The following is a 26,607-nucleotide window of genomic DNA, read 5'->3' as shown; positions in this document are numbered from 1 at the left end:
ACGATGACGATCAGTGATGAACGATCCAGCGGCGCGAAGCAGGGCTCTGTGAACCGTGCGACACCGAGGAAGATTCTGCGGGAAGTGACGCACCCTGCGTTGATCCCCGGGATCGGTGTGGAGGACACGCCCCGCAAGTTCGGGACGAACTGGGCGGTGTTCGGCATCGCCGGAGTCGCGGTCCTCGCGGTGGTGCTGTGGGGGTTCCTCGCTCCCGACAGCATCAGCGCAGCCGGGACAGCATCGCTGGGGTGGGTGACGGAAAACTTCGGCTGGTTGTTCTCGTTACTCGCGGTCCTCACGATCGTGTTCATGTTCGTCGTCGGTTACGGCAGAACGGGCGGCATCCGCCTCGGGGCCGATAACGAGACGCCGGAGTTCTCGACCGTGTCGTGGATCGCGATGCTGTTCTCCGCGGGTATGGGGATAGGGCTCCTGTTCTGGGGGCCAGCGGAACCGTTGGCGTACTTCAACGACGTACCCTACGGGTTCACCTCCGAGGCCGGGTCGAACGATGCGATGCTCGATGCATTGGCGCAATCGATCCTGCATTGGGGGCCGATGGCGTGGGCGTTCTACGCCCTCGTCGGCGGTGCCATCGCGTATGCCGCGTACCGGCGGGGCCGTGCCCCACTGATCTCGGCAATCTTCCGCCCCATCTTCGGTGAACGCACCGAAGGGTGGATCGGCGCGGTGATCGACGTGTTCGCGATCATCGTGACCCTGTTCGGCACCGGGGTGACCCTCGGCATGGGAGCGTTGCAGATCGCCAGCGGCGTGGAATACGTCTCCGGCATCGGACCGCTCGGCAACACGGGACTGATCGTCATCGTGACCGTTCTGACGGTCGCGTTCGTACTGTCTGCGGTGTCAGGGATCAAGCGCGGCATCCGCGCCCTGTCGAACATCAACATGGTCATCGCCGCGGTCATCGGCCTGTTCATCTTCATCGCCGGTCCCACCCTGTTCCTGCTCGACATGATTCCCGCAAGCGTGGCGGCGTTCTTCGGGGACTTGTGGACGATGCTGATGCGCAACCCGGGACAGGGTGAGGATGCGGCAGCATTCATGTCGTCGTGGACGAACTACTACTGGGCGTGGTGGATCTCCTGGACACCCTTCGTGGGGATGTTCATCGCGAAGATCTCACGCGGCCGGACACTACGGGAGTTCGTCACCGTCGTGATCGTGGTCCCGTCAGTGGTGTGCATCATCTGGTTCGGGATCATGGGCGGCACCACAATGCTCTTCGAGTCCCAAGGACTCGGGATCAGCGATGCCGGGTCATCCGAAGCGATTCTGTTCGCCGTATTCGAGCACCTCCCGTTCGGGGCGATCCTGTCAGTGTTCGCGATGATCTCGATCGTGCTGTTCTTCGTGACCTCCGCGGACTCCGCGGCGATCGTGATGGGCTCGATGAGTCAGCGCGGCAAGCCCGAACCGACCACCTGGGTCACGATCACCTGGGGCATCCTGCTCGGAGCGGCAGCCCTCGCGCTGCTCCTTGCCGGTGGGGAAACGGCACTGTCGGGTCTGCAATCGATCATGGTCGTCTCCGCACTGCCGTTCGCGATCGTCGTTGTCGGGATCATGATCTCCTGGGCGAAAGAACTCCGCACCGACCCTTACATGCTCCGCCACCGGTATGCGCGAGCCGCGATCGCCCAGGGCGTCCGCCGAGGCATTACCGACCACGGAGACGATTTCGTGTTCGGAGCCACCGAGGTAGCCGCCGACGAAGGAGCGGGCGCCGGGATCGACAGCGAAGACCCCGCCTTGACGGAATGGTACGAGACAGCCACCGGTCAGATGCCAATCGTCTCGGCCGAGGACGTGACCCGCACCCTCGAACCAGGCCGCATCCAGCCCAAGGGTCCAGACAACCCGGACCACACCGCATCCGGAGATGCCTCGCTCACCGTGGGAGAGAACCGGCGCGGCCACCGCGACAACCACCATGACACACCGCCCGAGAAGACGGCAGAGTAACGCCACACTCGCGGCCGTCCTCACCGCCCCGTTCTCACAGCGCTGTGAGAACGGGGCGGGTGAACTCAGGTGTGGCGCGTCGGGAAGCCTGGGCGACACCCTCGTTGGCATATCCAGCCCTCGGGGAACGACCGAAGGAGACCGATGACTCGCCTGGACCGCGTCCGTTCCGCTCGTGCCCGCTACCGGCGGTGGGTGACCACCGAAACCGTCAGCGGCATGCTGCTGCTGGTCGCCGCAGCTCTCGCGCTCGCATCGGCGAACTCGCCCTGGCATGAAAGCTATACCGCCCTGTCGGGCCTCACGTTCGGCCCCGAAGCCCTGCACCTGAATCTGAGCGTGTCGGCGTGGGCAGCGGATGGGCTGTTGGCCGTGTTCTTTTTCGTCGTCGGGGTCGAGCTGAAGCACGAGATCGTTGCCGGGAGCCTGCGCAACCCGCGTGAGGCTGCCGTCCCGGTGTTCGCGGCAGTGGGCGGCATGGCGACCCCCGCGATCTTGTTCACCGTGGTGATCCTCACCACCGGCGATACCGAGGCCCTGCACGGGTGGGCGATCCCCACGGCGACGGATATCGCATTCGCGTTGGCGGTGCTGGCGATCTTCGGGCGGGGCCTGCCGAAGGCGTTGCGGACGTTCCTGCTCACGCTCGCCGTCGTCGATGACCTGCTCGCGATCATCGTGATCGCCGTGTTCTACACCGGCACCATCGACGCTCTCGCCCTGGCCGCTTCGCTTGCGGCAGTGGCGGTGTATGCGGTGCTGGTACGGATGCGGCGCACCCGGTGGTGGCTTCTCGTTCCGGTCGCGGTCATCGCGTGGGGGTTCATGCACGCCTCCGGTGTCCACGCCACCATCGCCGGGGTGCTCCTCGGATTCACCGTCCCTGCCCGCCCCATCCACCTGGATGAGGGACCGCGCACTCATCGCTTCGATGAGACGATCCGCCCCTTCTCCAGCGGGGTCGCGCTTCCGGTCTTCGCGTTCTTCTCCTCTGGGGTATCCCTCCTGGACGGTGATGGCCCGGAAGGGATACTTGCCCAGCCTGTCGTTCTCGCGATCGTGATCGCCCTGGTTCTGGGCAAACTCGTCGGGGTGCTCGGAACGACCGCGCTGGTGACAAAGCTCACTCCGCTGCGGTTGCCCGACGCGACCGGACTGCGTGACCTGCTCCCGGTCGGGTTCCTCGCCGGGATCGGGTTCACTGTCTCCCTCCTCATCGCGGAACTGTCCTTCCCCGACACCGAGCACACCGACGGGGCGAAGATCGCGATCCTCATCGCCACCGCCCTGGCCGCGATCCTCGCCGCGACCCTGCTTCGATGGGATGCGCGCAAGACCCGACGCCGCGACATGAACGACGACGGCTTGCCCGATGCCGACACCGAGACTATCGAGTAGACGAGCTTGAACGAAGGTCGCTCCCGAAGCCCGACAGCAATAGAGAACGCGAACCGTGCTCGACTTGCTCACGCCGCTGGAATCCACCGAGGGGCGTTCTGCCGGATAACGCTGTTGCGCTTTCGGTCGGTGGCGGATAACTATGTCGCACTACCTCGATCTATGGGTTCCTCCACACTGCTTGCGGCCTGAGCGACAGCGATGCCCGGCCCGTCTGTGCTGGCTGTTGGTGGGCCATAACGCCGGTAGCTGATCGGGCTTGTGCCCTAGAGCCCACCGCCAACCTTCGCGAGCGCTCGGTAGTTGGGCGAGCGCCCGGAGGGGGTCGTCCACAACCTGTCGGTGGTCGGAGCAGTCCGGCGTCCTTGATAGTCTCGGCGAAGTTTGATCCCGCCCAGGTGGGGAAAGGACGCCCATGCCCTCAGGCTTCTTCGATCACGAACAGACTCCGGCGTTGTTGGTCCTCGAAGATGGGCGATCCTTCCGCGGCGTGTCCTTCGGGGCCACCGGCGAGACCTTCGGCGAAGCGGTCTTCTCCACCGGCATGTCCGGCTACCAGGAGACGCTCACCGACCCCAGCTACCACCGCCAGGTCGTCGTCGCCACCGCCCCGCACATCGGCAACACCGGCTGGAACGACGAGGACGACGAGTCGGCCCGCATCTGGGTCGCCGGCTACGTCGTGCGGGACCTGTCCCGGGTCCGCTCCAACTGGCGCTCGAACCGCTCGCTGGACGACGAATTGCGTAACCAGGGCGTGGTCGGCATCGCCGAGCTGGACACCCGGGCGCTGACCAGGCACCTGCGTGAGCGGGGTGCGATGCGGGTCGGCATCTCCACCGAGGAACTCGACCCGGGCAAGCTGCTGGCCAAGGTGCTGCAGGCCCCGGTGATGGCAGGCTCCGACTTGATCGCCGACGTCACCGTCGAGGTCGAGGAGGTCGTCGAGCCTGTGGGGGAGAAGCGCTTCACCGTCGCCGCCATCGACCTCGGCATCAAGGACATGACACCGACCCGGATGGCCCAGCGCGGCATCGAGGTGCACGTGCTGCCTGCAACGGCCGGCATCGACCAGGTCCGCGAACTGGCCCCCGACGGGGTGTTCTTCTCCAACGGTCCCGGCGATCCCGCCACGGCGGACGCCCCGGTGCAGCTGCTGCAGGGCGTCCTCGACGAGGGCATCCCGTACTTCGGCATCTGCTTCGGCAACCAGCTGTTCGGCCGCGCCCTCGGCTTCGGCACCTACAAGCTGAAGTACGGCCACCGGGGCATCAACCAGCCGGTCAAGGACCTGCGCACCGGCAGGGTCGAGATCACCGCCCAGAACCACGGCTTCGCCGTCGACGCCCCGCTGGACGCCGCCACGGCCACCCGCTGGGGCAATGCGCGGGTGAGCCACATCTGCCTCAACGACGACGTCGTGGAGGGGCTGGAACTGACCGACGACGAGGACAACCTGCTCGCGTTCTCGGTGCAGTACCACCCCGAGGCGGCCGCCGGCCCGCACGACTCGGCGTACCTGTTCGACAGGTTCGTCGAGGTCATGCAGCGCCGCCGCGAGGGGCGCGCCGCGCCGGTCGACGACGTCCACCCCAGCCCCGAGCAGGAGAACTGATGCCGAAGCGGACCGACATCTCCTCGATCCTGGTGGTCGGCTCCGGGCCGATCGTGATCGGCCAGGCGTGCGAGTTCGACTACTCGGGCACCCAGGCCTGCCGGGTGCTGCGCGAGGAGGGCTACCGGGTGATCCTGGTCAACTCCAACCCGGCCACGATCATGACCGACCCCGAGTTCGCCGACGCCACCTACATCGAGCCGATCCAGCCCGAGTTCCTCGAGAAGGTGATCGCCGCCGAGCGTCCGGACGCGCTGCTCGCCACCCTGGGCGGACAGACCGCCCTCAACGCAGCCGTCGCCCTGCACGAGCGCGGCGTGCTGGCCAGGTACGAGGTGGAGCTGATCGGTGCCTCGTTCGAGGCGATCCAGTCCGGTGAGGACCGGGAGAAGTTCAAGGAGATCGTCGAGGCGCTGGACATCCCCGGCACCACCCCCGAGGTGGCCCGCAGCCGGATCTGCCACTCGCTGGACGAGGTGTTCGCCGCGGCCGACGACCTCGGCTACCCGCTGGTGGTGCGGCCCAGCTTCACCATGGGCGGGGTCGGCTCCGGCTTCGCCCACACCCCCGACGAGCTGCGCCGGATCGCCGGCACCGGCCTGTCGGCGTCCCCGGTCACCGAGGTGCTGATCGAGGAGTCGATCCTGGGCTGGAAGGAGTACGAACTCGAGGTGATGCGCGACAAGGCCGACAACGTCGTCATCGTGTGCTCCATCGAGAACCTCGATCCGATGGGCGTGCACACCGGCGACTCGATCACCGTCGCGCCGGCGATGACCCTCACCGACCGCGAGTACCAGGCGATGCGCGACGTCGGCATCGGGGTGATCCGGGCCGTCGGCGTCGACACCGGCGGGTGCAACATCCAGTTCGCGATCAACCCCGACGACGGCCGGATGATCGTGATCGAGATGAACCCGCGGGTCTCCCGCTCCAGCGCGCTGGCGTCCAAGGCGACCGGCTTCCCGATCGCCAAGATCGCCGCGAAGGTCGCCGTCGGCTACACCCTGGACGAGATCCCCAACGACATCACCGCCGAGACCCCGGCGTCCTTCGAACCCACGCTGGACTACGTCGTGGTGAAGGCGCCGCGGTTCGCCTTCGAGAAGTTCCCGACCGCCGAGAACACGCTGACCACGCACATGAAGAGCGTCGGCGAGGCGATGGCGATCGGCCGCAACTTCACCGAGGCGCTCGGCAAGGCGCTGCGGTCGCTGGAGGATCCCAAGGCCACCTTCGACTTCTCCGGCGAGATCACCGAGACCCTCGACGAGCTGCTCGACCACGCGTCCCGCCCGCACGACGGGCGCCTCGGCCTGGTGATGAAGGCGTTGCGGCTCGGTGCGACCGCCGAACAGCTGTTCGCCGCCACCAAGATCGACCCCTGGTTCCTCGACCAGCTGCGCCTGGTCGCCGAGGTCGCCGACCACGTCCGGGACGTCCCCGAACTGACCGCCGACGTGCTGCGGCTGGCCAAGCGGCACGGCATCTCCGACGAGCAGATCGCGGCGCTGCGCGGGCTGAGCACCGACGTGGTGCGCGGCGTGCGCTGGGCGCTGGGGGTGCGGCCGGTGTACAAGACCGTCGACACCTGCGCCGCCGAGTTCGCCGCCCGGACGCCGTACCACTACTCCTCCTACGACGCCGAGACCGAGGTGGCGCCGCGCACGAAGGCGGCGGTGCTGATCCTCGGCTCCGGCCCCAACCGGATCGGCCAAGGCATCGAGTTCGACTACTCCTGCGTGCATGCCGCGCTCACCCTGTCGGAGTTCGGCTACGAGACCGTGATGGTCAACTGCAACCCCGAGACGGTCTCCACCGACTACGACACCTCCGACCGGCTCTACTTCGAGCCGCTCACCCTGGAGGACGTGCTCGAGGTCTACCACGCCGAGGCGGCCGCCGGGCCGGTGGCCGGGGTCATCGTCCAACTCGGCGGGCAGACTCCGCTCAAGCTGGCCCAGGCGCTGAAGGACGCCGGGGTGCCGATCGTGGGAACCTCGCCCGAGGCGATCCACCTGGCCGAGGAGCGCGGCGCGTTCGGCCGGATCCTGGCCGAGGCGAAGCTCACCGCACCCGCCTACGGCATGGCGACGTCGGCGGCCGACGCGCTCGAGATCGCCCACGAGATCGGCTACCCGGTGCTGGTCCGGCCCTCCTACGTGCTGGGCGGACGCGGCATGGAGATCGTCTACGACGACCACTCGCTGGTCGGCTACATCGAGCGCGCCACCCACATCACCCCCAACTCGCCGGTGCTGGTCGACCGTTTCCTCGACGACGCCATCGAGATCGACGTCGACGCCCTCTTCGACGGCGACGAGCTGTACCTGGGCGGGGTGATGGAGCATATCGAGGAGGCCGGCATTCACTCCGGAGACTCGGCCTGTGCGCTGCCGCCGATCACGCTGGGCGAGGAGACCATCCACCGCATCCGGCACGCCACCGAGGCGATCGCCCGGGGGGTCGGCGTCCGGGGCTTGATCAACATCCAGTTCGCGCTGCTCGGCGACGTGCTCTACGTGCTGGAGGCGAACCCGAGGGCGTCCCGGACCGTGCCGTTCGTGTCCAAGGCGACCGACACGCAGCTGGCGAAGGCCTGCGCCCGGATCATGATGGGCGCCAGCATCGCCCAGTTGCGCGCCGACGGGACGCTGCGCCGCGGCGTCGACGGCACCGCCAACCTGGAGGCCGCCCCGCTCGCGGTGAAGGAGGCTGTGATGCCGTTCAACCGGTTCCGCACCGCCGACGGCGCCTGGGTGGACAGCCTGCTCGGCCCGGAGATGAAGTCGACCGGCGAGGTGATGGGGCTGGACAAGACCTTCGGGGTGGCGTTCGCGAAGAGCCAGACCGCCTCGTACGGCGACGTGCCGACCGAGGGTTCGGTGTTCGTCTCGGTGGCGAACCGGGACAAGCGGCACGCGATCTTCCCGGTGAAGCGGCTCGCCGACCTCGGCTTCACCGTGTACGCCACCGAGGGCACCGCGCAGGTGCTGCGCCGCAACGACGTCGAGGTGAGGGTGCTGCGCAAGGAGACCCAGGGTCCCGGCGCCGACGGCACCAAGACCGTCGTGCAGGCGATCATGGACGGCGAGATCAGCCTGATCTTCAACACCCCGCTCGGTGTGTCCGAGGGTGGCGACCCGCGCCGGGACGGCTGGCAGATCCGTTCGGCCGCGATCCTGTGCGACGTGCCCTGCGTGACCACGGTCGCCGGGCTGTCGGCGGCCGTCCAGGGCATCGAGGCGCTGCGGAGGGGCAACCTGGGCGTGAAGCCGCTGCAGGAGTGGAGCGAGGGCGTCCGCGCCGAACTGGAGGCCGCCGGCCGATGAACCCGCGGGTGGGCCTGGTCGACGCCGGCTACCGGGCGATCCTTCGCCCGCTGCTGTTCGGTTCGTACCACGGCGATCCCGAGGCCGTGCACGAGGCGATGATCGCCAACCTGGCCCGGTTCAGCCGCTCGCCGGGGGTGGTCGCGGCCACCCGGCTGCTGGCCGGCAGTCGTGGCGCCCCGGTCACCGTCGCCGGCATACCGTTCCCGGGACGGGTCGGGCTGGCCGCCGGCATGGACAAGGACGGCCGTGCCGCACTGGCCTGGCAGGCACTCGGTTTCGGCTTCGCCGAACTCGGCACCGTCACCGCCCAGGCCCAGCCCGGCAACGATAAGCCGCGGGTGTTCCGGCTGCGGCGCTCGGGCGCGCTGGTCAACCGGATGGGTTTCAACAACGCCGGCGCGGCCCGGCTGCACCACGAACTGTCGCTGCTGGGGGTCTACCGCGGCGGCGACGGGGCGGGCATCCCGATCGGCATCTCGATCGGCAAGACCAAGGTGGTACCGGTGCAGGACGCCGTGGACGACTACCTCACCTCGCTGTCCGTGGTGCTGCCGCACGCCGACTATGTGGCGGTCAACGTGTCCAGCCCCAACACCCCCGGGCTGCGCAGCCTGCAGGACGGCGGCGCGCTCGTCGAGCTGCTGACCGCACTGGTCGCCAGGGCGGCGGGCCGTGCGCCGCTGTTCGTCAAGATCGCCCCCGATCTGACCGATCCGCAACTGGACGAGGTGGTCGGCGCCGCCGTGGACGCGGGCGCCGCCGGGCTGATCGCGACCAACACGACGCTTGCCCGGGACGGCGTCGACCCGGCCGACCTGGTGCTGGCCGAACAGGCCGGCGGACTGTCCGGCGCGCCGCTGACCCGGCGCGCCCGCGAGGTCGTCGGCTACCTGACCCGGCACGTCGACCTGCCGGTCATCGGCGCCGGTGGGATCATGACCTCGGCGGACGCCGAGGCGATGTTCGACCTCGGCGCAGCGCTGGTGCAGCTCTACACCGGATTCGTCTACTCTGGCCCCGCGCTCGCGGCCCGGATCAACGCCCTGACCAGGAGGACCGCATGATCGACGGCTACGCGGAACGGTTGCGGCGGGTGACGCAGGCGCGGGGGGCGTTCTGCGTCGGCCTCGATCCGCACCCGTCCCTGCTGACGGCCTGGGGTCTGAGCGTGGATGCCGCCGGCGCCGAGACGCTGACCCGTCGGGTGGTCGAGGTGCTCGGTGAACGGGTGGCAGTGTTCAAGCCGCAGTCGGCCTTCTTCGAGGCGTTCGGGTCGGCGGGCATCGCCGTGCTCGAACGGGTGCTCGGCGACATCGCCGCGGTGGGGGCGCTCAGCCTGCTCGACGTGAAGCGCGGCGACATCGGCTCGACGATGCAGGCCTATGCCGACGCCTACCTGGTCGACGGGGCGCCGCTGGCGGCGGACGCGATCACCGTCTCGCCCTACCTGGGCTTCGGCTCGCTGCAGCCGGCCTTCGACCGTGCCCACCGCTACGGCCGCGGCGTCTACGTGCTGGCCCGAACGTCGAACCCCGAGGGCGGGCAGGTGCAGCTGGCGTCCGGTGGCGAAGACGCGGCAGCGGTGGCACAGCAAATCATCGACGCAGCGCGGCGCGCCAACGACGAGTCGGGGCAGCACGCCATCGGTCTCGTGATCGGGGCGACCCACGCCGACCTGGGCTGCGACCCGAGCGAGTTCAACGGCTCCATCCTGGTGCCGGGCATCGGCGCCCAGGGCGGCCGGGTGGCCAACCTGCCGGGACTGTTCAGGGACGCGGTGGCGCACGTGCTGCCCGCAGCCAGCCGTGAGGTGCTCGCCGCCGGGCCGGACGCCGCGGCCTTGCACGGCCGGGTCGACACTCTGCTCGCCACCCGGTGAAAGCCACCGAACTGCCCCTTCGCAAGGGTTTTCAGCACCCCGTTCGCCTTGTAAATTGTGGCAATCCAACGCAGGACGAGCGGTCCGGAGGTCACCGTGGCGATACCCCAACTGACGACGGAGCAACTGCAGGCCGCTCGGGCCGCGGCCACCGAGGCGCGTCGGGCGCGGGCCGCACTCAAGGCCCGGGTGCGCTCGGGAGAGTTGACGCTGGCCCAGGCGCTCGACCAGGCCGGCGACGACGAGGTTCTGGCACACGTCAAGGTGATCGACCTGTTGAAGGCGTTGCCCCGGGTCGGCGACAAGCGGGCGGGCCTGGTCATGGAGCGCTACGACATCGCCGCCAACCGGCGCATCCGCGGACTGGGGCGGCACCAGCTTGCCGGCCTGAAGGCCGAGTTCGGTGAGCGGTGACGTCACAGTCATCTCCGGCCCTACGGCCGTCGGGAAGGGCACCGTCGTCCGGGCGTTGAAGGCGCGGCACCCGGCGGTGTGGGTGTCGGTATCGGCGACGACCCGGCCACCGCGTCCGGGTGAGGTAGACGGCGAACACTACTGGTTCGTCTCGTCGGCCGCCTTCGACGAACTCGAAACCTCCGACGGACTGCTGGAGTGGGCGGTGGTCCACGGCCGGGACCGCTACGGGACGCCGTCCGCGCCGGTGCTGGACGCCCTGGCCCGCGGCGAGCGGGTGATTCTCGAGATCGACCTGCAGGGCGCGAGGCAGGTGAAGGCGAAGCTGCCGCAGGCACGACTGGTCTTCATCGCGCCGCCCGACTGGGACGAACTGGTTGCCAGGCTGGTCGGTCGCGGCACCGAGACAGCCGAGCAGCGCGAGCGCCGGCTGGTCACCGCGCGGGCCGAACTGGCCGCCGCGGACGAGTTCGACCACGTCGTCGTGAACGACGAAGTGGGCAGGGCCGTCGATGAGTTGGTAGACTTATTGGGCTTGTGATTTCTGCCTGTGCTCGTGTCGTCGGGCGCGTGCCGTCGGGCAGGGGCACATCCGCCACAACCGCAGGTGCGCAGACGCTGCGCGCCGCACCAACCGTGAGGTCGAACCTTTGACTACCCAGATCCCCGAGGGCATCACCAACCCGCCGATCGACGAACTGCTGACCCAGGTCGACTCCAAGTACCGCCTGGTGCTGTTCGCCGCCAAGCGCGCCCGGCAGATCAACGCCTACTACAGCCAGCTCGGCGAGGGCCTGCTGGAGAACGTGGGCCCGCTGGTCGACACCGGCGTCCAGGAGAAGCCGCTGTCGATCGCGCTGCGCGAGGTGAACGCCGGGGTGCTGGAGTGCACCGAGATCGACCCGGAGGCCGAGGCCGCCGCCCGCGCCGAGGCCGAGGCCGACCCCGACTTCACCGACATCAACCCGTTCAACGACGACCTGGCCTGAGCCGCCGATGAGCCGCATCGTGCTCGGCGTGGCCGGCGGGATCGCCGCCTACAAGGCCTGCCTGCTGTTGCGGCTTTTCACCGAGGCCGGGCATCACGTCACCGTCGTGCCCACCCCGAGTGCCCTGAACTTCGTCGGTGAGGCCACCTGGGCCGCCCTGTCAGGCAACCCGGTGCACACCCAGGTGTGGAGCGACGCCGACCAGGTGCCGCACGTCCGGCTCGGCCGCGAGGCCGACCTGGTCGTGGTGGCGCCGGCGACCGCCGACCTGATGGCGCGGGCGGCGTCCGGGCGGGCCGACGATCTGCTCACCAACGTGCTGTTGACCGCGCACTGCCCGGTGCTGATGGCGCCCGCAATGCACACCGAGATGTGGCAGCACCCGGCCACCGTCGCCAACGTGGCCACCCTGCGCGAACGGGGCGTCGTCGTCCTGGACCCCGACTCCGGGCGCCTCACCGGCGCCGACACCGGACCTGGGCGCTTGCCCGAACCCGAGCAGATCGAGGCGGTGGCGTTGTCGCTGCTGCACGAGCGGGTCGCGGCCTCGGCCCGGGAGCGCGACCTGGTCGGCGTCCGGCTCACCGTCAGCGCCGGCGGCACCCATGAGGCGCTCGACCCGGTCCGCTTCATCGGCAACTCGTCCTCGGGCCGGATGGGCATGGCGATCGCCCGCGCCGCCCTGCTGCGCGGTGCGCAGGTGCGGGTGGTGGCCGCGGCGATCACGGCGCCCGTGCCCGGCGCCGCCGAGCTGGTCCGGGTGGTGTCCACCGGTGACCTGGCCGAGGCGATGGCCGCGGCGGCGTCCGATTCGGACGTGCTGATCATGGCCGCCGCCCCCGCCGACTTCACCCCCGAGCGGCGCAGCGACGGTAAGCTGAAGAAGTCCGGCGACGAGGGCCTGACGGTGCGGTTCGTGCAAACCACGGACGTGCTGAAGTCGCTCGTTGCGGGCCGTTGCGACGGGCAGGTGATCGTGGGGTTCGCCGCCGAGACGGCCGCCGACCCGGAGCAGTTGATGGAGCTGGGTCGGGCCAAGCTGGCTCGCAAGGGCTGCGACCTGCTGGTGCTCAACGACGTCAGCGGGGGAGCCGTGTTCGGGTCCGCCGACAACGCCGTCACCATCATCGACCGCGGCGGCGTGGTCGACAGCCTCGCCGCCGACAAGAATCTCGTCGCGCATCGCATCCTCGATGCCGTAGTGAATGTGAGGAAGTCCCACTGATGAGCCGCCTGTTCACCTCGGAGTCCGTCACCGAGGGCCACCCCGACAAGGTGGCCGACTCGATCTCGGACGCCGTCCTCGACGCCCTGTTGACGCAGGACGTGGACAGCCGGGTCGCGGTCGAGACCCTGGTCACCACCGGCACCGTGCACGTGGCCGGCGAGGTGAGCACCACCGGCTACGTCGACATCGCCCGGCTGGCCCGCGACCGCATCCTGCAGATCGGCTACGACTCGTCGGACAAGTCGTTCGACGGCGACTCGTGCGGCGTCCTGGTCTCGCTCGGCGCCCAGTCGCCCGACATCGCCCAAGGCGTGGACGACGCCGGCGAGCACCGCGAGGGTGGCTCGGGGGACGCGCTGGACGCCCAGGGCGCCGGCGACCAGGGGCTGATGTTCGGCTACGCCTGCAGCGACACCGACTCGTTGATGCCGCTGCCCATCGACATCGCCCACCGGCTCGCACAGCGACTGACCGCGGTGCGCCGCGACCGGGTCCTGCCGTTCCTGCTGCCCGACGGCAAGACGCAGGTGACGATCCGCTACGACGGTGACGTGCCGGTCGCGGTGGACACCATCGTGGTGTCGTCGCAGCACACCGGTGCCGCCTCGTACGAGCGCGACATCAGGCCGGGCATCCTGCACGAGGTGGTCGAGCCGGTGCTGGCGCAGTACCCGGTCTCGACCGACGGGTTGAAGGTGCACATCAACCCGACGGGCAAGTTCGTGATCGGTGGCCCGATGGGCGACGCGGGACTGACCGGACGCAAGATCATCGTCGACACCTACGGCGGCATGTCCCGGCACGGCGGCGGCGCCTTCTCCGGCAAGGATCCCTCCAAGGTGGACCGGTCGGCCGCCTACGCGATGCGCTGGGTCGCCAAGAACGTGGTGGCGGCGGGGCTGGCGTCCCGCTGCGAGGTGCAGGTCGCCTACGCGATCGGACGCGCCCACCCCGTCGGCTTCTACGCCGACTGCTTCGGCACCGAGCAGGTGCCGCTCGAGCAGATCACCGCGGCGGTGCTGCAGGTGTTCGACCTGCGCCCCGCGGCCCTGATCCGCGACCTCGACCTGTTGCGTCCGATCTACTCGCTGACTACCAACTACGGTCACTTCGGACGCGAGCTGCCCGAGTTCACCTGGGAACGCACCGACCGTGCGGACGCCCTGGCGTCCGCGGTCAAGGGCTGACGGGCCGAAGGGTTCGGCCCGTCGGACGGCGCGGGTGCCGCGTTGCCGTGCCGCTGCCGCTCTGCAGAGCGGCACTGGCGGCGCAACCCGGCAGTCGTGCTGGGCGGGTCAGCGCCGGGAACGGACGAAGAGCGCCCACGCGCCGGCAATGGCGGCGAGCACCAGAACGATGCTGATCAGGAACGGCGCCTGCAGTCCGCCCTGGGCCCACTGCGGGTCGGCCATCGTCAGGACCCCCAGGACGAGTTGCAGCAGCAGCGGCACCAGCACCGCCCAGGCGACCACCCTGATCCACAGCCGGGGCCGCGGTGCGGGGGAGGGCGCGGCGTCGGCCAACTCCGCCGGAACCGGGTCAACCACCTGCAGGTGCAGGTCGGGGTAGTCGGCGAGCCCCTCGAGCTCGGGATCGTGCGGGATCAGGGTCGGACGACGGGCCGGTACGGGCCCCATCGGCTGCTGGTCGAACAGTGACATCGGAGCCTCCCGGCCTCAGGGGTAGTGCGAGCGTAGGTCCTTGTGTCGGCGAAGTCACGGACTGGTCCGGTGGTGTGGCCGTCATGCCGGCGGGGACTCCGTGCGCCCAGCGGTTCTCAGCAACGCCCAGTGTTTTCGGGTCCGGTGACTGCTTTCGTGTTGTGACGCGAAAGTAGTCACCGTTGGTGATAGCAGTAGGCGTTGCTGAGAACGGCCGGACCCCGGGCATGTGGTCGGTGCCTGTACCTTCCCGGCTTCAACATCCGGGGGAGGGCCGGCCCCCGGGGCACGTGGCCGGTGCTGCGTGGTGACCGGTTGCGGTGACGGTGCTGTCGGTATCGCCCTCTACGATCGCAGGCGTGGTCGAGTCCAGGGTTGCCCGGGTGGCGGTCGACGTGCCGTTGCCGCACCTGGACAGGTTCTTCGATTACTCCATCCCCGAGGCGATGGCCGGTGAGGTGGTGGCGGGCTGCCGGGTGAAGGTCCGTTTCGCCGGACGCCAGCGCGACGGCTTCGTGATCGCAGTGGTGGGTTCCTCCGACGCCGATCGTGAACTGTCGCCGCTGCTCAAGGTCGTCTCGCCCGAGCCGGTGCTGGCCCCGCAGATCGTGGCCGTGGTGCGGGCGGTCGCCGACCACTACGCAGGCACCTTCTCCGACGTGGTGCGGCTGGCGGTGCCGCCGCGGCACGCGTTGACCGAGAAGGCCGACCCCATCGACTACCCGGCGCCGGCCCGGCCGCAGCACCCGTTGGGGGTGGTCGAGCACTATCCGCAGGGCACGCATCTCCTGGCTGCCCTGGGTGATGGACGCGCGCCCCGCGCCGCCCTCACCCTTGCGCCGGTGGCGCGGCCGGTCGGCAACTGGGTGGACGCGCTGGTCGAGGCCGCGGCGGCCACGCTGGCGGGCGGGCGCGGCGCGCTGCTTCTGGTGCCGGACGCCGCCGACCTGGCCAGACTCGAGGCGCGCTGCGCCGCCGTGTTCGGCAAGGGCAGTTTCGTCACGCTGACCGCCGAGAAGGGCCCGGCGGCGCGCTACCGGGCGTTCCTGGCGGCGTCCAGGGGTGGGGTGCGGCTGGTGCTCGGCACCCGGGCGGCGGCCTTCGCGCCGGTCGCGGAGCTCGGGCTGGTGGCGCTGTACGACGACGGGGACGACTCCTGGGTCGAGCCGCGCGCCCCGTATCCGCATGCGCGGGTGGTCGCCGCGCTCCGGGCGGGCCTGGAGCAGTCCGGCTTGCTCTATGTGGGGTACGCCCGCAGCGCCGAGACCCAGGCGATGGTCGCGCGCAACTGGCTCGTCCCGGTCGAGGCACCGGCCGCCGTGCGTCGTGAGGAGTGCGCCGTCGTCCGGGCCACCGACGACGCGAGCCCGCTGGCCGGGCGCGACCCGGCGGCGCACTCCCGCCTGCCGCACGAGGTGTTCACGACGATCCGGGCCGCGCTGGCGCGGGGGCCGGTGCTGGTGCAGGTGCCGCGGGCCGGCTACCTGGCCGGGCTGGCCTGCGGGCGGTGCCGCACGGTGGCCCGCTGCCAGCACTGCGGCCATCCGTTGGCTGGTGAACGGGCCGAGCGGGGTGCGGCGCCGGTGTGCCGGGCGTGCGGCTCCCGGCCCGACGGGTGGCGATGCGGCGAGTGCGGCTCCGCCGAGTTGCGGGCGCCTCGGGTGGGGGTGCAGCGAACGGCGGAGGAGCTCGGCCGGGCGTTTCCGAACACGCTGGTGGTGCAGTCCTCCGGCGAGCACCGGGTCGCCGAGGTGCCTGACGAGCCGGCGCTGGTGCTGGCCACCCCGGGGGTCGAGCCGGTCGCCGAGGGCGGCTACGCGGCCGCGGTGCTGCTCGACGCCGAGCTGCTGCTCGCTCGGCCCGACCTGCGGGCCGGTGAGGAGGCGCTGCGGCGCTGGCTGGCCGCGGTGGCGTTGGTGCGCGGGGCGTCCGACGACGGCAGCGTGGTGATCGTCGGCGACGCGTCCGCCCGGGCGGTGCAGGCCCTCGTCCGGCTCGACCCGGTGGGCTTCGCCGAACGCGAACTGGCCGATCGGGCCGAGACCGGCTTCCCGCCGGTGACCCGGCTGGTCAGCCTCGAGGGCGACGCCCAGGCGGTGGACGACGCGGTGGCCGGCATCGAGGCCGAGGTCGGCGCGGCCCCGCTCGGTCCGGTGCCGGTCGGCGACGACGGCGTCCGGATGCTGCTGCGGCTGCCGATCTCGGGAGGCGCGGGCCTGGTGGCGGCCGCCAAGCAGGTGCAGGCCCACCGCACCGCTCACAAGCAGGACGGGGCGCTGCGGGTCCGGATCGACCCTGCAGTGCTGTAGCCACGGCCTGCGGGCGGCCCGCGGCGTCTCACATCGCGCGCCGCCGGACACGTCGCGCGCGTTCCAACAGCCGCAACGTGTCCGAACGCGCGCAACGTCGGTGCGTGGTGCCGTTTAGGCTGACCGGATGCGTGTCGTGTTCGCCGGAACCCCCGAAGTCGCCCTGCCGGCGCTGGCGGCGATCGCCGCGTCCGATCATGAACTGGTCGCCGTCGTCACCCGACCGGACGCCCCGCAGGGCCGGTCGAAGCGGTTGGTGCCCAGCCCGGTGGCCGCCTGGGCGGCCGACCACGGCGTCGTCACGCTCAAGCCGCAGCGGCCCCGCGACCCCGACTTCGTCGCCCGGCTGCGCGACCTGGCGCCGGAGGTGTGCCCGGTGGTCGCCTACGGGGCGCTGATCCCGGCCGACGTCCTGGCGATCCCAAAGCACGGCTGGGTGAACGTCCACTTCTCGCTGCTGCCGGCCTGGCGCGGCGCCGCGCCCGTGCAACGCGCGATTCTGGCCGGCGACCTACAGACCGGTATCTCGGTGTTCGACCTGGTGCCGGCGCTGGACGCCGGACCGGTGTACCGACGGGACGCCTCACCGCTCGGCGACACCGAAACCGCCGGCGACGTGCTGGCGCGGCTCGCCGAGCAGGGTGCCGGTGTGCTCGTGGAGGTGCTGGACGCCCTCGCCGCCGGGACGGCCACCGCCACACCGCAACCTGAGGACGGCGTCACGCTGGCGCCCAAGCTGACCGTCGACGATGCCCGCATCGATTGGACCGCCTCGGCGCTGGCGATCGATCGGCAGATCCGGGCCTGCAACCCCAACCCGGTCGCCTGGACCACCCACCGCGGCGAGCGGGTCAAGGTGTGGCTCGGCCGGGCGCGGGCCGGCACGGTGCTCGCCCCGGGGGTGCTCGCCGTCGACAAGCGCAGCGTCCATGTCGGCACCGGACGCGGCGTCCTGGAACTGCTGCAGGTGCAGCCGGCCGGGAAGAAGGCGATGGCGGCCGCCGATTGGGGCCGGGGGCTGGGTGCCGAGGCCGGGTCGTTCGAGTGAGCGGGTCCGGCAGCCGGGGTGCGCGGCCCGGGCGGGGCGGGTCCGGCCAGCGGGGAGGGTCCGGCGAGCGGGGGAGAGATCCCGGCGTTCGCCGGGATGACGGTTCGGGTCGGGGTGATGGGTCGGGCCGGGGCGGGGGGCCGCGCCGAGTCGGCGGTCGGGCCAAGGGTGACCACCGGGTCAGGAACGGCGAGGGGAGCGACCCGGCCCGACTGGCCGCATTCCGGACCCTGCGAGCCATCAGCGCCGAGGACGCCTACGCCAACCTGGCCCTCGCCGAGCACACCGACCGCTTGGACGCCCGCGACGCCGCCTTCGCCACGACGTTGGTGGCCGGCACCTGCCGGGCCCTCGGCCTCTACGACGCGATCATCGCCAGCGCGGGCGGGCGCCCGCTCAGCTCGCTGCAACCGGCCGTCGTCGACCTGCTGAGGCTCGGGGCCCACCAGTTGCTCGACCTGCGGGTCCCTGCCCATGCCGCCGTCGCCGCCACGGTGAACCTGGCGCGCGGTGCGGTCGGGCAACGGGTGACCGGCGTCGTCAACGCGATCCTGCGCAAGGTTGCCGCGCTGGACGCCGACGGCTGGGCCGGGCGGCTTCGTGACGAGCGGCCCGACGCGGAGGCGTTGCTCACCCGGCATCCCCAATGGATCATCGACGCCTTCGCCGAGGTGCTGCCCGCAGCCGAACTACCCGCCCTTCTGGAGGCCGACAACGCCCCGCCCACCCCGCACCTGGTGGTCCGGCCGGGCCTGGCGGAGGTCTCCGAGTTGGGCGGCACCCCGCTGCGCTGGTCCCCGTTCGGCGCCGTCGCCGACGGCAACCCCGCCGAGCTGGACGCCGTGCGCGAGGGCCGCGCCGGCGTCCAGGACGAGGGGTCGCAACTGGTCGCCTGGGCACTCACCCGCCCGGACGCGCCCGTGGGGCCCTGGCTGGACCTGTGTGCCGGCCCCGGCGGCAAGGCTGCGCTGCTGGCCGGCATCGCCGCTCAGGTCGGCACCAGGCTGCTGGCGAGCGAACTGCAGCCACATCGCGCCGCCCTGGTCGCCAGGGCCCTGGACGCCTACCCGGAGCCGAAACCGGTTGTCATCGCCGCCGACGGCACCCGCGCGGCCTGGCCCGCGAAAAGGTTCGCCCGCGTCATGCTCGACGCTCCGTGCAGCGGACTGGGTGCGCTGAGGCGGCGTCCCGAGGCCCGTTGGCGGCGTCGTCCGGCCGACGTCGACGACCTGGTGCCGCTGCAGCACGCCCTGCTCGCCAGCGCGATCGCAGCGGCGAGGCCGGGCGGGCTGATCGCCTACGTCACCTGCTCACCGCACCGGCGCGAAACCGTCGAGGTCGTCGAGGCCGCGTCCGGCGTCCGGATTCTCGACGCGGCGTCCGCGCTGCCCGAGGTGCCGGACGCCGCGCGCGGGCCCTACCTGCAGCTGTGGCCGCACCGGCACGGCACCGACGCCATGTTCCTTGCCCTGCTACGCAAGACCGGGCCGACCCATTAGGGTCGGAACCATGACGATGCGGATCACTCCGAGCATCCTGAACGCCGACCTCGCGAATCTCACCGGTGAGATCGCCCGGATCCCCAGTGCCGACGGGGTCCACATCGACGTGATGGACAACCATTTCGTGCCGAACCTGACCATCGGGCTGCCCGTCGTCGAGAGCATCCGGTCCGGCACCGACATGTTCCTCGACATCCACCTGATGATCGCCGAGGTCGACCGCTGGGCACCCGCCTTCGCCGACGCCGGCTGCGAATCGGTCACCTTCCACGTCGAGGCCTCGGACGCCCCCATCAAGACCGCGCGCGAACTGCGGTCGCTGGGTGCCCGCGCTTCCATGGCGCTGCGGCCGGCGACGCCGATCGAGCCGTATGCGGACATGCTCGGCGAACTCGACATGGTGTTGCTGATGACCGTCGAACCCGGCTTCGGCGGGCAGAAGTTCCTCGACCTGGTGCTGCCCAAGATCCGCCGCACCCGCGAACTGATCGCGAAGACCGGCGGCGACATCTGGCTGCAGGTCGACGGGGGAGTCTCCGTCGACACCATCGAACGCTGCGCCGAGGCGGGCGCCGACACGTTCGTGGCCGGGTCGGCCGTGTACGGCGCGCAGGACGCCGACGCCATGGTGATCGCACTGCGTGAGCAGGCCGTCGCGGTGTGCGCGCATTGACCCGCCAGCTGGTCGCCGTGCTGGGCCGCGGCGTCGTGCCCACCGAGCAGCCGGTCGCGACCGCCGACGATGTGGGTCTGGTCCGGGGTGACGGCTGCTTCGACGCGATGCGGGTGCTCTGCGGCGGCCCGGACCCGGTGGTCGAGAACCTGGATGCCCACCTTGCCCGGTTCGCCCGCTCGGCGGCCACGCTGGGCCTGGCGTTCGACGAGGACGCCTGGCGCGAGTTGATCGCCGACGCCGTGGCCGGCTGGGAGCCGGTGCCCGAAGCGGTGCTCAAGCTGGTGCTCACCCGCGGACCCGAGTCGAAGCCGGGGGCCCCGACCGGCTTTCTCACCCTCACCGAACTCGACCTGGACGCCATGCACGCGGCCCGCGCCGGCCTGCGGGTGCGGCTGCTGGGCCGCGGCTACGCCAGCGACGCGTTCGCCGACGCCCCGTGGCTGCTGGGCGGGGTGAAACTGCTCTCCTACGCGGTCAATGCCGCGGCGAAGCGCGAGGCGGCCCGGCACGGCGCCGATGACGCCGTCTTCACCACCACCGACGGCTACGTGCTCGAGGCGCCGACCGCGGCGGTGATCGTGCGCCGCGGCGAGGAGCTGATGACCACACCCCCGGGCGCCACCGGCATCCTCGACTCGATCACCGTCCGCAGCCTGTTCGAACGGGCCGCCGTCGACGGCGTCCAGGGCGGCTACGCGCTGATCCCCACCGCGGAGCTGCTCACCGCCGACGGCGTGTGGCTCGCATCCTCGATCCGCGGGGTGTGTCCCGTGGTCGAGCTCGACGGGCGCGAGCTGGCCACCGACGCCGACTACTCGGCCCGAATCGCCGCCTGGGGAGGCTTCTGAGCGTGCTCGACGACTCCTGGCTGGATAGACCCGGCAGCCGGGTGCTCGTCCGTCGGCGGGATTCCCGCAGCGGTGACTGGGTGGTGCTGCTGCACGGAGCGGGCGCGGACGGCGACATGTTCGCCCCGCAGATCGCAGCCGTTCCCGCCGACTGGGGGGTGTGCGCGTCGGACGCCCGCGGTCACGGCCGATCCAGGTTGGCCGGCGCCTTCGATGATCGCGGTCTACCCCTGGCGGACGATGCTGCGCCAGTCGGCGCGCGTCTCCAGCTTGACCGACGAGGGGCGCCGCTACCTCACCGAGGCGCTCGACCGCACCGGGAAGCGCCGCTTCGCCCAGATCATGTCCTTCGGGGCGGAGGCGCTGCGGCCCGACCCCGACTACCGGATGCCGGTCCCGACGCTGGCGCTGCTCGGCGACCACGACCGAGCGGGCCGGATCCGTGAACAGATCACCGCCTGGCCGCGGCGCGACCCGAGCGTGCGGTTCGCACTGGTGCCCGTTGCAGGCCACATCGCCAACCTCGATGCCCCCGGCTTCGTCAACGAGCAGCTGGGTGGCTTTCTCGGCTGGTGAGGTCGCGGCTCAGCGCGACGCGTGCCCCGGTGGCTGATTGCGCCGGCGCAGGTAGCGCTGGATCTCGGCCGCGATCGCGTCGCCCTGGGGTTCGGGCTGGTTCTCGTCGCGGCGTTCCTCGAGCGCGGTGATGTAGGCCGAGATGTCGCTGTCCTCGGCGGCCAGGTCGTTCACCTGGGTCTCCCAGTCCTGCGCCTTCTCGGGCAGGTCGCCCGGGTCGAGCGGCGTGTCCAGCAGGTCCTCCAGCCGGTCGAGCAGCGCCAGGCTCGCCTTCGGGTTGGGCGGTTCGGCCACGTAGTGCGGGACGGAGGCCCACAGGGACGCGGTGGGCAGGCCCACCACCGCACAGTCCGACGCCAGCACGCCCAGGATGCCGGTCGGTCCCTCGTAGCTCGACAGCTCCAGGCTGAGCGAGGTGGCGACCTCCTGGGTGGCGGCCGAGCCGTGCACCGGGACGGGCCGGGAGTGCGGCGAATCGGTCAGCATCGCGCCCAGCAGCACCACGATCTCGGGCTTCACCGTGCGCATCGCCGACACCAACGCCGAGCTGAAGCCACGCCAGTGGAAGTTGGGTTCCGGTCCACCGATCAGCACGAGATCCCGATCCGCCAGCGGCGCCACCAAAACCTCGGTGGTCGGCCACTGCAGCGTCCGCTCACCGCCCGAGGTGGTCGCCATCGTCGGTCTGTTGACCTGGAAGTCGTAGTAGTCGTCGGGGTCGATCGCGAACGCCAGCTTCGCCGAGGTGAGTGCAGCCAGGTGATCGATCACCCCGCTCGCGGCGTCCCCGGCGTCGTTCCAGCCACCGAACGCGGCCACCACGGCCGGCCGGCGCAGGTTCTTCAGCGACTTCACCTCTGCCATGGCGGCCATGCTACTCACGGTCTCTCGGCCGCCCGGACCGCTCCACCGCCCGGCGATTCGGAAAACTGCGTACCAGGTCACCAGCCGTGCAGTCGACCACTGGTGCGTCGAGCCACTGGCATCCAGGTTTCGGAGAACTGCCGCCGATCGGCGCGGCTTGGCGGTTACGCTGTGCCCGGCCGAGCCGGGGAGGGGGCGGCGGTGTTCGTCAGATTGTCCGGGGTGGTCAGTGCCGGAACCGACCAGGCCTCGCTCCGCGCCGCGCCGGGAGCGGTGGCCCAGGGGGCCATGGCGGCGCTCGCGGCCGCCGCCGGACGATTGCTGAGCCTCGAGCAACTGGCCGAGGCGATCTGGGACGACCCGCCCGCCAGTTGGCGCAACGCCCTGCACGTGGCGATCTCGCGGCTGCTCGACGCGCTGGGTCGCGACTGTTCGGCGTGTGCGCGATGGGGGTCCCGGGGCAAGCCCGGGATGATGGGTGCTCGTCGTCCCGGCGGGACGTCGTCATCCCGGCGGACGCCGGGATCTCGTGTGACGAGCGGGTCAGTCCTCAGGGTCGTAGCCGAGATTGGGCGACAGCCACTTCTCGGCCTCTGCCAGGCTCCAGCCCTTGCGGGCCGCGTAGCTCTCGACCTGGTCGCGGCCGAGGCGTCCGACCACGAAGTAGCGGCTGTCGGGGTGCGCGAAGTACCAGCCCGACACGGCCGCACCGGGCCACATCGCCAGCGATTCGGTGAGTTGGATGCCGGTGCGGCGCTCGACGTCGAGCAGCTCCCACAACGACCACTTCTCGGTGTGGTCGGGGCAGGCGGGGTAGCCCGGGGCGGGGCGGATGCCCCGGTACCGTTCGGCGATCAGTGCCTCGTTGTCGAGCGCCTCGTCGGCGGCGTAACCCCAGAACTCGCGCCGGACCCGTTCGTGCAGCCGTTCGGCGAACGCCTCGGCCAGCCGGTCGGCCAGTGACTCCAGCAGGATCGCCGAGTAGTCGTCGAGTTGCTCCTTGAACCCCTGTACGCGTTCGGCCGAGCCCAGGCCGGCGGTGACGGCGAAGCCGCCCACCCAGTCCGCCAGGCCGGACGCCCGGGGCGCCACATAGTCGGCCAGCGACCGGTTCGGAACGCCCTCGCGGTGATGGCCCTGCTGGCGTAGATGCTGCAGCCGCATCCGCACCTCGCTGCGGGTTTCATCGGTGAACACGCTGAGCTCGTCATCGGTGGACGCCGCCGGGAAGAAGCCGATCACGCCGTTGGCGGTCAGCCAGTTCTCCTCGACCACCCGGTCCAGCATCGTCTGCGCGTCGGCGAACAGCTTGCGCGCAGCCTCGCCCTGCGCCGGGTTGTTCAGAATGTCCGGGTAGCGGCCCTTCAGCTCCCACGCGTTCAGGAACGGCTGCCAGTCGATGTAGTCGCGCAACTCGGCAAGCGGGTAGTCCAGCAGCTCCTTCACTGGAGCCTCGGCCAGCAGCGCCGGCTTCGGCGGAACGTACCCCGTCCAGTCGATCGGCGTCCGGTCGGCCAAAGCCTCGGCGTAGGGGATCAGCGGCCGTTCGTTGCGCTTGGCTGCGTGCCGGTCACGGATCGAGTCGTAGTCGCGGGTCACCTCGGCCATGAATCCGGCTCGGCGCTCGTCCGACAGCAGGGACGCCGCCGTCGGCACCGAGCGCGACGCGTCCTTCACCCACACCACCGGACCGGAGTACTTCGGCGCCACCTTCACCGCGGTGTGCGCCCGGGACGTGGTCGCGCCGCCCAGCAGCAGCGGGATGGACAGCCCCAACCGCTGCATCTCGGACGCGAAGCCGACCATCTCGTCCAGCGACGGCGTGATCAGCCCGGACAGACCGATGATGTCGGCGTTGACCTCGGCGGCCTTGGCCAGGATCTTCTGCGCCGGCACCATCACGCCGAGGTCGAACACTTCGTAGTTGTTGCACTGCAGCACCACGCCGACGATGTTCTTGCCGATGTCGTGCACGTCGCCCTTGACCGTGGCCATCACGATCCGGCCCTTGGAGTAGGCGGCGTCGCCGGGCTGCTTCTCGGCCTCGATGAACGGCACCAGGTGGGCGACCGCCTTCTTCATCACCCGTGCCGACTTCACCACCTGCGGCAGGAACATCCGGCCGGCCCCGAACAGGTCGCCGACCACCCCCATGCCGTCCATCAGCGGGCCCTCGATCACCTCGAGCGGACGCCGCCCGGACGCGGCGAGCTCGACCCGCAGTTCCTCGGTGTCGGCCACGATGTGCTCGTCGATGCCCTTCACCAGGGCGTGGGTGATCCGTTCCCGCACCGGCAGCGAGCGCCACTCGGCCACCGTCTCCTCGGCGGGGCGACCGGAGCTGTTGAAGTCGGCCGCGATCTCGAGCAGCCGCTCGGTGGCGTCCGGACGCCGGTTCAGCACCACGTCCTCGATCCGCTCGCGCAGTCCCGGGTCGATCTCGTCGTAGACGGCCAGCGCCCCGGCGTTGACGATGCCCATGTCCATCCCGGCCGCGATGGCGTGGAACAGGAACACCGCGTGGATGGCCTCGCGCACCGGATTGTTGCCGCGGAACGAGAACGACACGTTCGACACCCCGCCCGACACCAAAGCGCCGGGCAGGTTGGCCTTGATCCAGCGGGTCGCCTCGATGAAGTCGACCCCGTAGTTGGCGTGCTCGTCGATGCCGGTGCCGACGGCGAAGATGTTGGGGTCGAAGATGATGTCCTCGACGGGGAAGCCCACCTCGTCACGCAGGATGCGGTACGCCTCGGCGCAGACGTCCTTGCGGCGTTGCAGGGTGTCGGCCTGGCCGGTCGCGTCGAACGCCATCACCACGATCGCAGCGCCGTACTTGCGGCACAGCCGGGCGTGCTCGACGAACGGCTCGACGCCTTCCTTCATCGAGATCGAGTTGACGATCGGCTTGCCCTGCAGGCAGCGCAGGCCGGCCTCGATCACGTCCCACTTCGACGAGTCGACCATCACCGGCACGCGGCAGATGTCGGGTTCGGAGCTGATCAGCTTGCAGAACCGGTCCATGGCGGCGACGCCGTCGATCATCCCCTCGTCCATGTTGATGTCGATGACCTGGGCGCCGCTCTCGACCTGCTGCCGGGCAACCTCGAGAGCGGTGGGGTAGTCGCCCTCGGTGATCAGCCGGCGGAAGCGGGCCGAGCCGGTGATGTTGGTCCGTTCGCCGACGTTGACGAACAGCGAGTCGGCGTCGATGGTGAGCGGCTCCAGCCCGGCCAGCCGCATGGCGGGGGCCGGCTCGGCCGGCGTCCGGGGTGCCGAGTCGCGGGCCGCCGCGACGATCGCCTCGATGTGTTCAGGGGTGGTGCCGCAGCAGCCACCCAGCACGTTCACCAGGCCGTCGGCGGCGAAGCCGGCCACGATGGACGCCATCTGCTCGGGGGTCTGGTCGTACTCACCGAACGCGTTCGGCAGCCCGGCGTTGGGGTAGCACGAGACGAAGCAGTCGGCGACCCGGGAAAGCTCGGCGACGTAGGGCCGCATCTCCTCGGCGCCGAGCGCGCAGTTCAGTCCGACCGCAAGCGGCCTGACGTGCCTGATCGAGTTGTAGAAAGCCTCGGTCACCTGCCCGGACAGGGTGCGGCCGGACGCGTCGGTGATGGTGCCGGACAGGATGACCGGCCAACGGCGTCCCTGCTGCTCGAACAGCGTCTCCAGCGCGAAGATCGCCGCCTTGGCGTTGAGGGTGTCGAAGATGGTCTCGATCAGCAGCACGTCGGCGCCGCCGTCGACCAGCCCGTGGGCCTGCTCGAGGTAGGCCTCCACCAGTTCGGTGTAGCTGACATTGCGGGCGCCGGGATCGTTCACCTCGTGCGAGATGGACGCCGTGCGGTTGGTCGGGCCCAGCGCCCCCACGACGTAGCGCGGCCGCGACGGGTCGGACGCCGTGGCGGCGTCGCAGGCCGCCCGGGCCAGCCGGGCCGAGGCCAGGTTCAACTCGTAGGCCAGCGCCTGCATGCCGTAGTCGGTCATGGAGATGCGCTGCGCGTTGAAGGTGTTGGTCTCGACGAAGTCGGCGCCGGCGGCCAGGTAGTCGCGATGGATGGAGGCGATGATCTCCGGCTGCGTCAGCGACAGCAGGTCGTTGTTGCCCTTCACGTCCTGCGGCCACGCCGCGAACCGCTCGCCCCGGTAGTCGGCCTCGCTGAGCTTGAAGCGCTGGATGACGGTGCCCATCGCACCGTCGAGGAAATGCAGCCGGGTGGCCAGCGCCTGCCGCAGGGTCTCGGTCGCGTCCGGGCGCAGCTCGCCGGCCGCG

At 70.6% G+C, this 26,607-nt stretch carries 20 protein-coding genes; 17 read left to right on the top strand and 3 right to left on the bottom strand.

Features of this window, described 5'->3' with window-relative positions; all coding sequences use genetic code 11:
- Nucleotides 1–3 precede the first annotated feature (3 nt).
- The 11 genes from OIE40_RS06820 (at nucleotide 4) to metK (ending at nucleotide 14,034) form a co-directional block, all read left to right on the top strand.
- Complete coding sequence (locus OIE40_RS06820; protein ID WP_264701306.1) at nucleotides 4–1,989, top strand: BCCT family transporter; 1,986 nt, start codon at nucleotides 4–6, stop codon at nucleotides 1,987–1,989.
- Nucleotides 1,990–2,184: 195 nt separating this feature from the next.
- Nucleotides 2,185–3,387: a Na+/H+ antiporter NhaA gene (gene nhaA, locus OIE40_RS06815; RefSeq protein WP_264701304.1), complete on the top strand. Its 1,203-nt coding sequence runs from the start codon at nucleotides 2,185–2,187 to the stop codon at nucleotides 3,385–3,387.
- Between the two features lie 415 nt (nucleotides 3,388–3,802).
- Nucleotides 3,803–5,002, top strand: a complete 1,200-nt coding sequence (gene carA / locus OIE40_RS06810) for a glutamine-hydrolyzing carbamoyl-phosphate synthase small subunit (protein WP_264701302.1) — start codon at nucleotides 3,803–3,805, stop codon at nucleotides 5,000–5,002.
- Entirely contained in the window at nucleotides 5,002–8,334 is a 3,333-nt protein-coding gene (gene carB, locus OIE40_RS06805; RefSeq protein WP_264701300.1) for a carbamoyl-phosphate synthase large subunit, read from the top strand. The genes carA and carB overlap by 1 nt, the downstream gene beginning before the upstream one ends.
- Nucleotides 8,331–9,401 (top strand): quinone-dependent dihydroorotate dehydrogenase, encoded by a 1,071-nt coding sequence (locus OIE40_RS06800; protein ID WP_264701299.1) that lies wholly within the window; start codon nucleotides 8,331–8,333, stop codon nucleotides 9,399–9,401. The genes carB and OIE40_RS06800 overlap by 4 nt, the downstream gene beginning before the upstream one ends.
- Nucleotides 9,398–10,216, top strand: a complete 819-nt coding sequence (pyrF, locus tag OIE40_RS06795; protein ID WP_264701297.1) for an orotidine-5'-phosphate decarboxylase — start codon at nucleotides 9,398–9,400, stop codon at nucleotides 10,214–10,216. The genes OIE40_RS06800 and pyrF overlap by 4 nt, the downstream gene beginning before the upstream one ends.
- A 96-nt stretch (nucleotides 10,217–10,312) precedes the next feature.
- Nucleotides 10,313–10,630 (top strand): integration host factor, actinobacterial type, encoded by a 318-nt coding sequence (gene mihF / locus OIE40_RS06790; RefSeq protein ID WP_264701295.1) that lies wholly within the window; start codon nucleotides 10,313–10,315, stop codon nucleotides 10,628–10,630.
- Entirely contained in the window at nucleotides 10,620–11,171 is a 552-nt protein-coding gene (gene gmk / locus OIE40_RS06785) for a guanylate kinase (protein ID WP_264701293.1), read from the top strand. Before mihF ends, gmk begins: the two co-directional genes overlap by 11 nt.
- Before the next feature lie 109 nt (nucleotides 11,172–11,280).
- Complete coding sequence (rpoZ, locus tag OIE40_RS06780) at nucleotides 11,281–11,619, top strand: DNA-directed RNA polymerase subunit omega (protein ID WP_264701291.1); 339 nt, start codon at nucleotides 11,281–11,283, stop codon at nucleotides 11,617–11,619.
- Nucleotides 11,620–11,626: 7 nt separating this feature from the next.
- Nucleotides 11,627–12,844 carry a bifunctional phosphopantothenoylcysteine decarboxylase/phosphopantothenate--cysteine ligase CoaBC gene (gene coaBC / locus OIE40_RS06775; protein ID WP_264701289.1) on the top strand — a complete coding sequence of 406 codons (1,218 nt, stop codon included), beginning with the start codon at nucleotides 11,627–11,629 and terminating at the stop codon, nucleotides 12,842–12,844.
- Complete coding sequence (gene metK, locus OIE40_RS06770; protein ID WP_413774469.1) at nucleotides 12,844–14,034, top strand: methionine adenosyltransferase; 1,191 nt, start codon at nucleotides 12,844–12,846, stop codon at nucleotides 14,032–14,034. Before coaBC ends, metK begins: the two co-directional genes overlap by 1 nt.
- A gap of 108 nt (nucleotides 14,035–14,142) precedes the next feature.
- Here metK and OIE40_RS06765 read toward each other — a convergent pair whose 3' ends face one another.
- A complete protein-coding gene (locus OIE40_RS06765) occupies nucleotides 14,143–14,508 on the bottom strand; it encodes a hypothetical protein (protein ID WP_264701287.1) in 366 nt (121 codons plus the stop codon).
- 359 nt (nucleotides 14,509–14,867) lie between these two features.
- On the opposite strand from OIE40_RS06765, the gene OIE40_RS06760 reads away from it, so the two are divergent.
- From OIE40_RS06760 to OIE40_RS06735, 6 genes are all read left to right on the top strand, one after another.
- Nucleotides 14,868–16,817 (top strand): primosomal protein N', encoded by a 1,950-nt coding sequence (locus tag OIE40_RS06760; protein ID WP_264701285.1) that lies wholly within the window; start codon nucleotides 14,868–14,870, stop codon nucleotides 16,815–16,817.
- A gap of 127 nt (nucleotides 16,818–16,944) precedes the next feature.
- The gene (fmt, locus tag OIE40_RS06755; RefSeq protein ID WP_264701283.1) at nucleotides 16,945–17,865 is read left to right on the top strand and encodes a methionyl-tRNA formyltransferase; all 921 of its coding nucleotides are present in this window, start codon (nucleotides 16,945–16,947) and stop codon (nucleotides 17,863–17,865) included.
- A 212-nt stretch (nucleotides 17,866–18,077) separates the two neighbouring features.
- A complete protein-coding gene (locus tag OIE40_RS06750; RefSeq protein WP_264701708.1) occupies nucleotides 18,078–19,364 on the top strand; it encodes an RsmB/NOP family class I SAM-dependent RNA methyltransferase in 1,287 nt (428 codons plus the stop codon).
- A 10-nt stretch (nucleotides 19,365–19,374) separates the two neighbouring features.
- The gene (rpe, locus tag OIE40_RS06745) at nucleotides 19,375–20,040 is read left to right on the top strand and encodes a ribulose-phosphate 3-epimerase (protein ID WP_264701282.1); all 666 of its coding nucleotides are present in this window, start codon (nucleotides 19,375–19,377) and stop codon (nucleotides 20,038–20,040) included.
- The gene (locus OIE40_RS06740) at nucleotides 20,037–20,891 is read left to right on the top strand and encodes an aminodeoxychorismate lyase (RefSeq protein ID WP_413774479.1); all 855 of its coding nucleotides are present in this window, start codon (nucleotides 20,037–20,039) and stop codon (nucleotides 20,889–20,891) included. The genes rpe and OIE40_RS06740 overlap by 4 nt, the downstream gene beginning before the upstream one ends.
- Nucleotides 20,892–21,104: 213 nt before the next feature.
- Nucleotides 21,105–21,467, top strand: coding sequence for an alpha/beta fold hydrolase (locus tag OIE40_RS06735; RefSeq protein ID WP_264701280.1), 363 nt, complete (start codon nucleotides 21,105–21,107; stop codon nucleotides 21,465–21,467).
- A gap of 9 nt (nucleotides 21,468–21,476) precedes the next feature.
- Here the strand turns inward: OIE40_RS06735 and OIE40_RS06730 are convergent, their stop codons facing one another.
- A complete protein-coding gene (locus tag OIE40_RS06730) occupies nucleotides 21,477–22,331 on the bottom strand; it encodes a PAC2 family protein (protein ID WP_264701278.1) in 855 nt (284 codons plus the stop codon).
- A gap of 543 nt (nucleotides 22,332–22,874) precedes the next feature.
- Nucleotides 22,875–26,525 carry a methionine synthase gene (metH, locus tag OIE40_RS06725; RefSeq protein ID WP_413774478.1) on the bottom strand — a complete coding sequence of 1,217 codons (3,651 nt, stop codon included), beginning with the start codon at nucleotides 26,523–26,525 and terminating at the stop codon, nucleotides 22,875–22,877.
- Nucleotides 26,526–26,607: the final 82 nt, after the last annotated feature.

This window comes from Micropruina sonneratiae (assembly GCF_025972045.1).
GTDB classification, from domain to species: Bacteria; Actinomycetota; Actinomycetes; order Propionibacteriales; family Propionibacteriaceae; genus Micropruina; species Micropruina sonneratiae.
Note: the sequence above shows the minus strand (reverse complement) of the source record. Positions and strands in the feature narration are given on the sequence as shown.

What these genes read in the sequence shown, in the direction of transcription:
- OIE40_RS06820 (WP_264701306.1), top strand. Translation starts at nt 4, where the DNA reads ATGACGATCAGTGATGAACGATCCAGCGGCGCGAAGCAGGGCTCTGTG.
- carA (WP_264701302.1), top strand. Translation starts at nt 3,803, where the DNA reads ATGCCCTCAGGCTTCTTCGATCACGAACAGACTCCGGCGTTGTTGGTC.
- carB (WP_264701300.1), top strand. Translation starts at nt 5,002, where the DNA reads ATGCCGAAGCGGACCGACATCTCCTCGATCCTGGTGGTCGGCTCCGGG.
- OIE40_RS06800 (WP_264701299.1), top strand. Translation starts at nt 8,331, where the DNA reads ATGAACCCGCGGGTGGGCCTGGTCGACGCCGGCTACCGGGCGATCCTT.
- pyrF (WP_264701297.1), top strand. Translation starts at nt 9,398, where the DNA reads ATGATCGACGGCTACGCGGAACGGTTGCGGCGGGTGACGCAGGCGCGG.
- coaBC (WP_264701289.1), top strand. Translation starts at nt 11,627, where the DNA reads ATGAGCCGCATCGTGCTCGGCGTGGCCGGCGGGATCGCCGCCTACAAG.
- metK (WP_413774469.1), top strand. Translation starts at nt 12,844, where the DNA reads ATGAGCCGCCTGTTCACCTCGGAGTCCGTCACCGAGGGCCACCCCGAC.
- OIE40_RS06765 (WP_264701287.1), bottom strand. Translation starts at nt 14,508, where the DNA reads ATGTCACTGTTCGACCAGCAGCCGATGGGGCCCGTACCGGCCCGTCGT.
- fmt (WP_264701283.1), top strand. Translation starts at nt 16,945, where the DNA reads ATGCGTGTCGTGTTCGCCGGAACCCCCGAAGTCGCCCTGCCGGCGCTG.
- rpe (WP_264701282.1), top strand. Translation starts at nt 19,375, where the DNA reads ATGACGATGCGGATCACTCCGAGCATCCTGAACGCCGACCTCGCGAAT.
- OIE40_RS06735 (WP_264701280.1), top strand. Translation starts at nt 21,105, where the DNA reads ATGATCGCGGTCTACCCCTGGCGGACGATGCTGCGCCAGTCGGCGCGC.
- OIE40_RS06730 (WP_264701278.1), bottom strand. Translation starts at nt 22,331, where the DNA reads ATGGCAGAGGTGAAGTCGCTGAAGAACCTGCGCCGGCCGGCCGTGGTG.
- metH (WP_413774478.1), bottom strand. Translation starts at nt 26,525, where the DNA reads ATGGGCACCGTCATCCAGCGCTTCAAGCTCAGCGAGGCCGACTACCGG.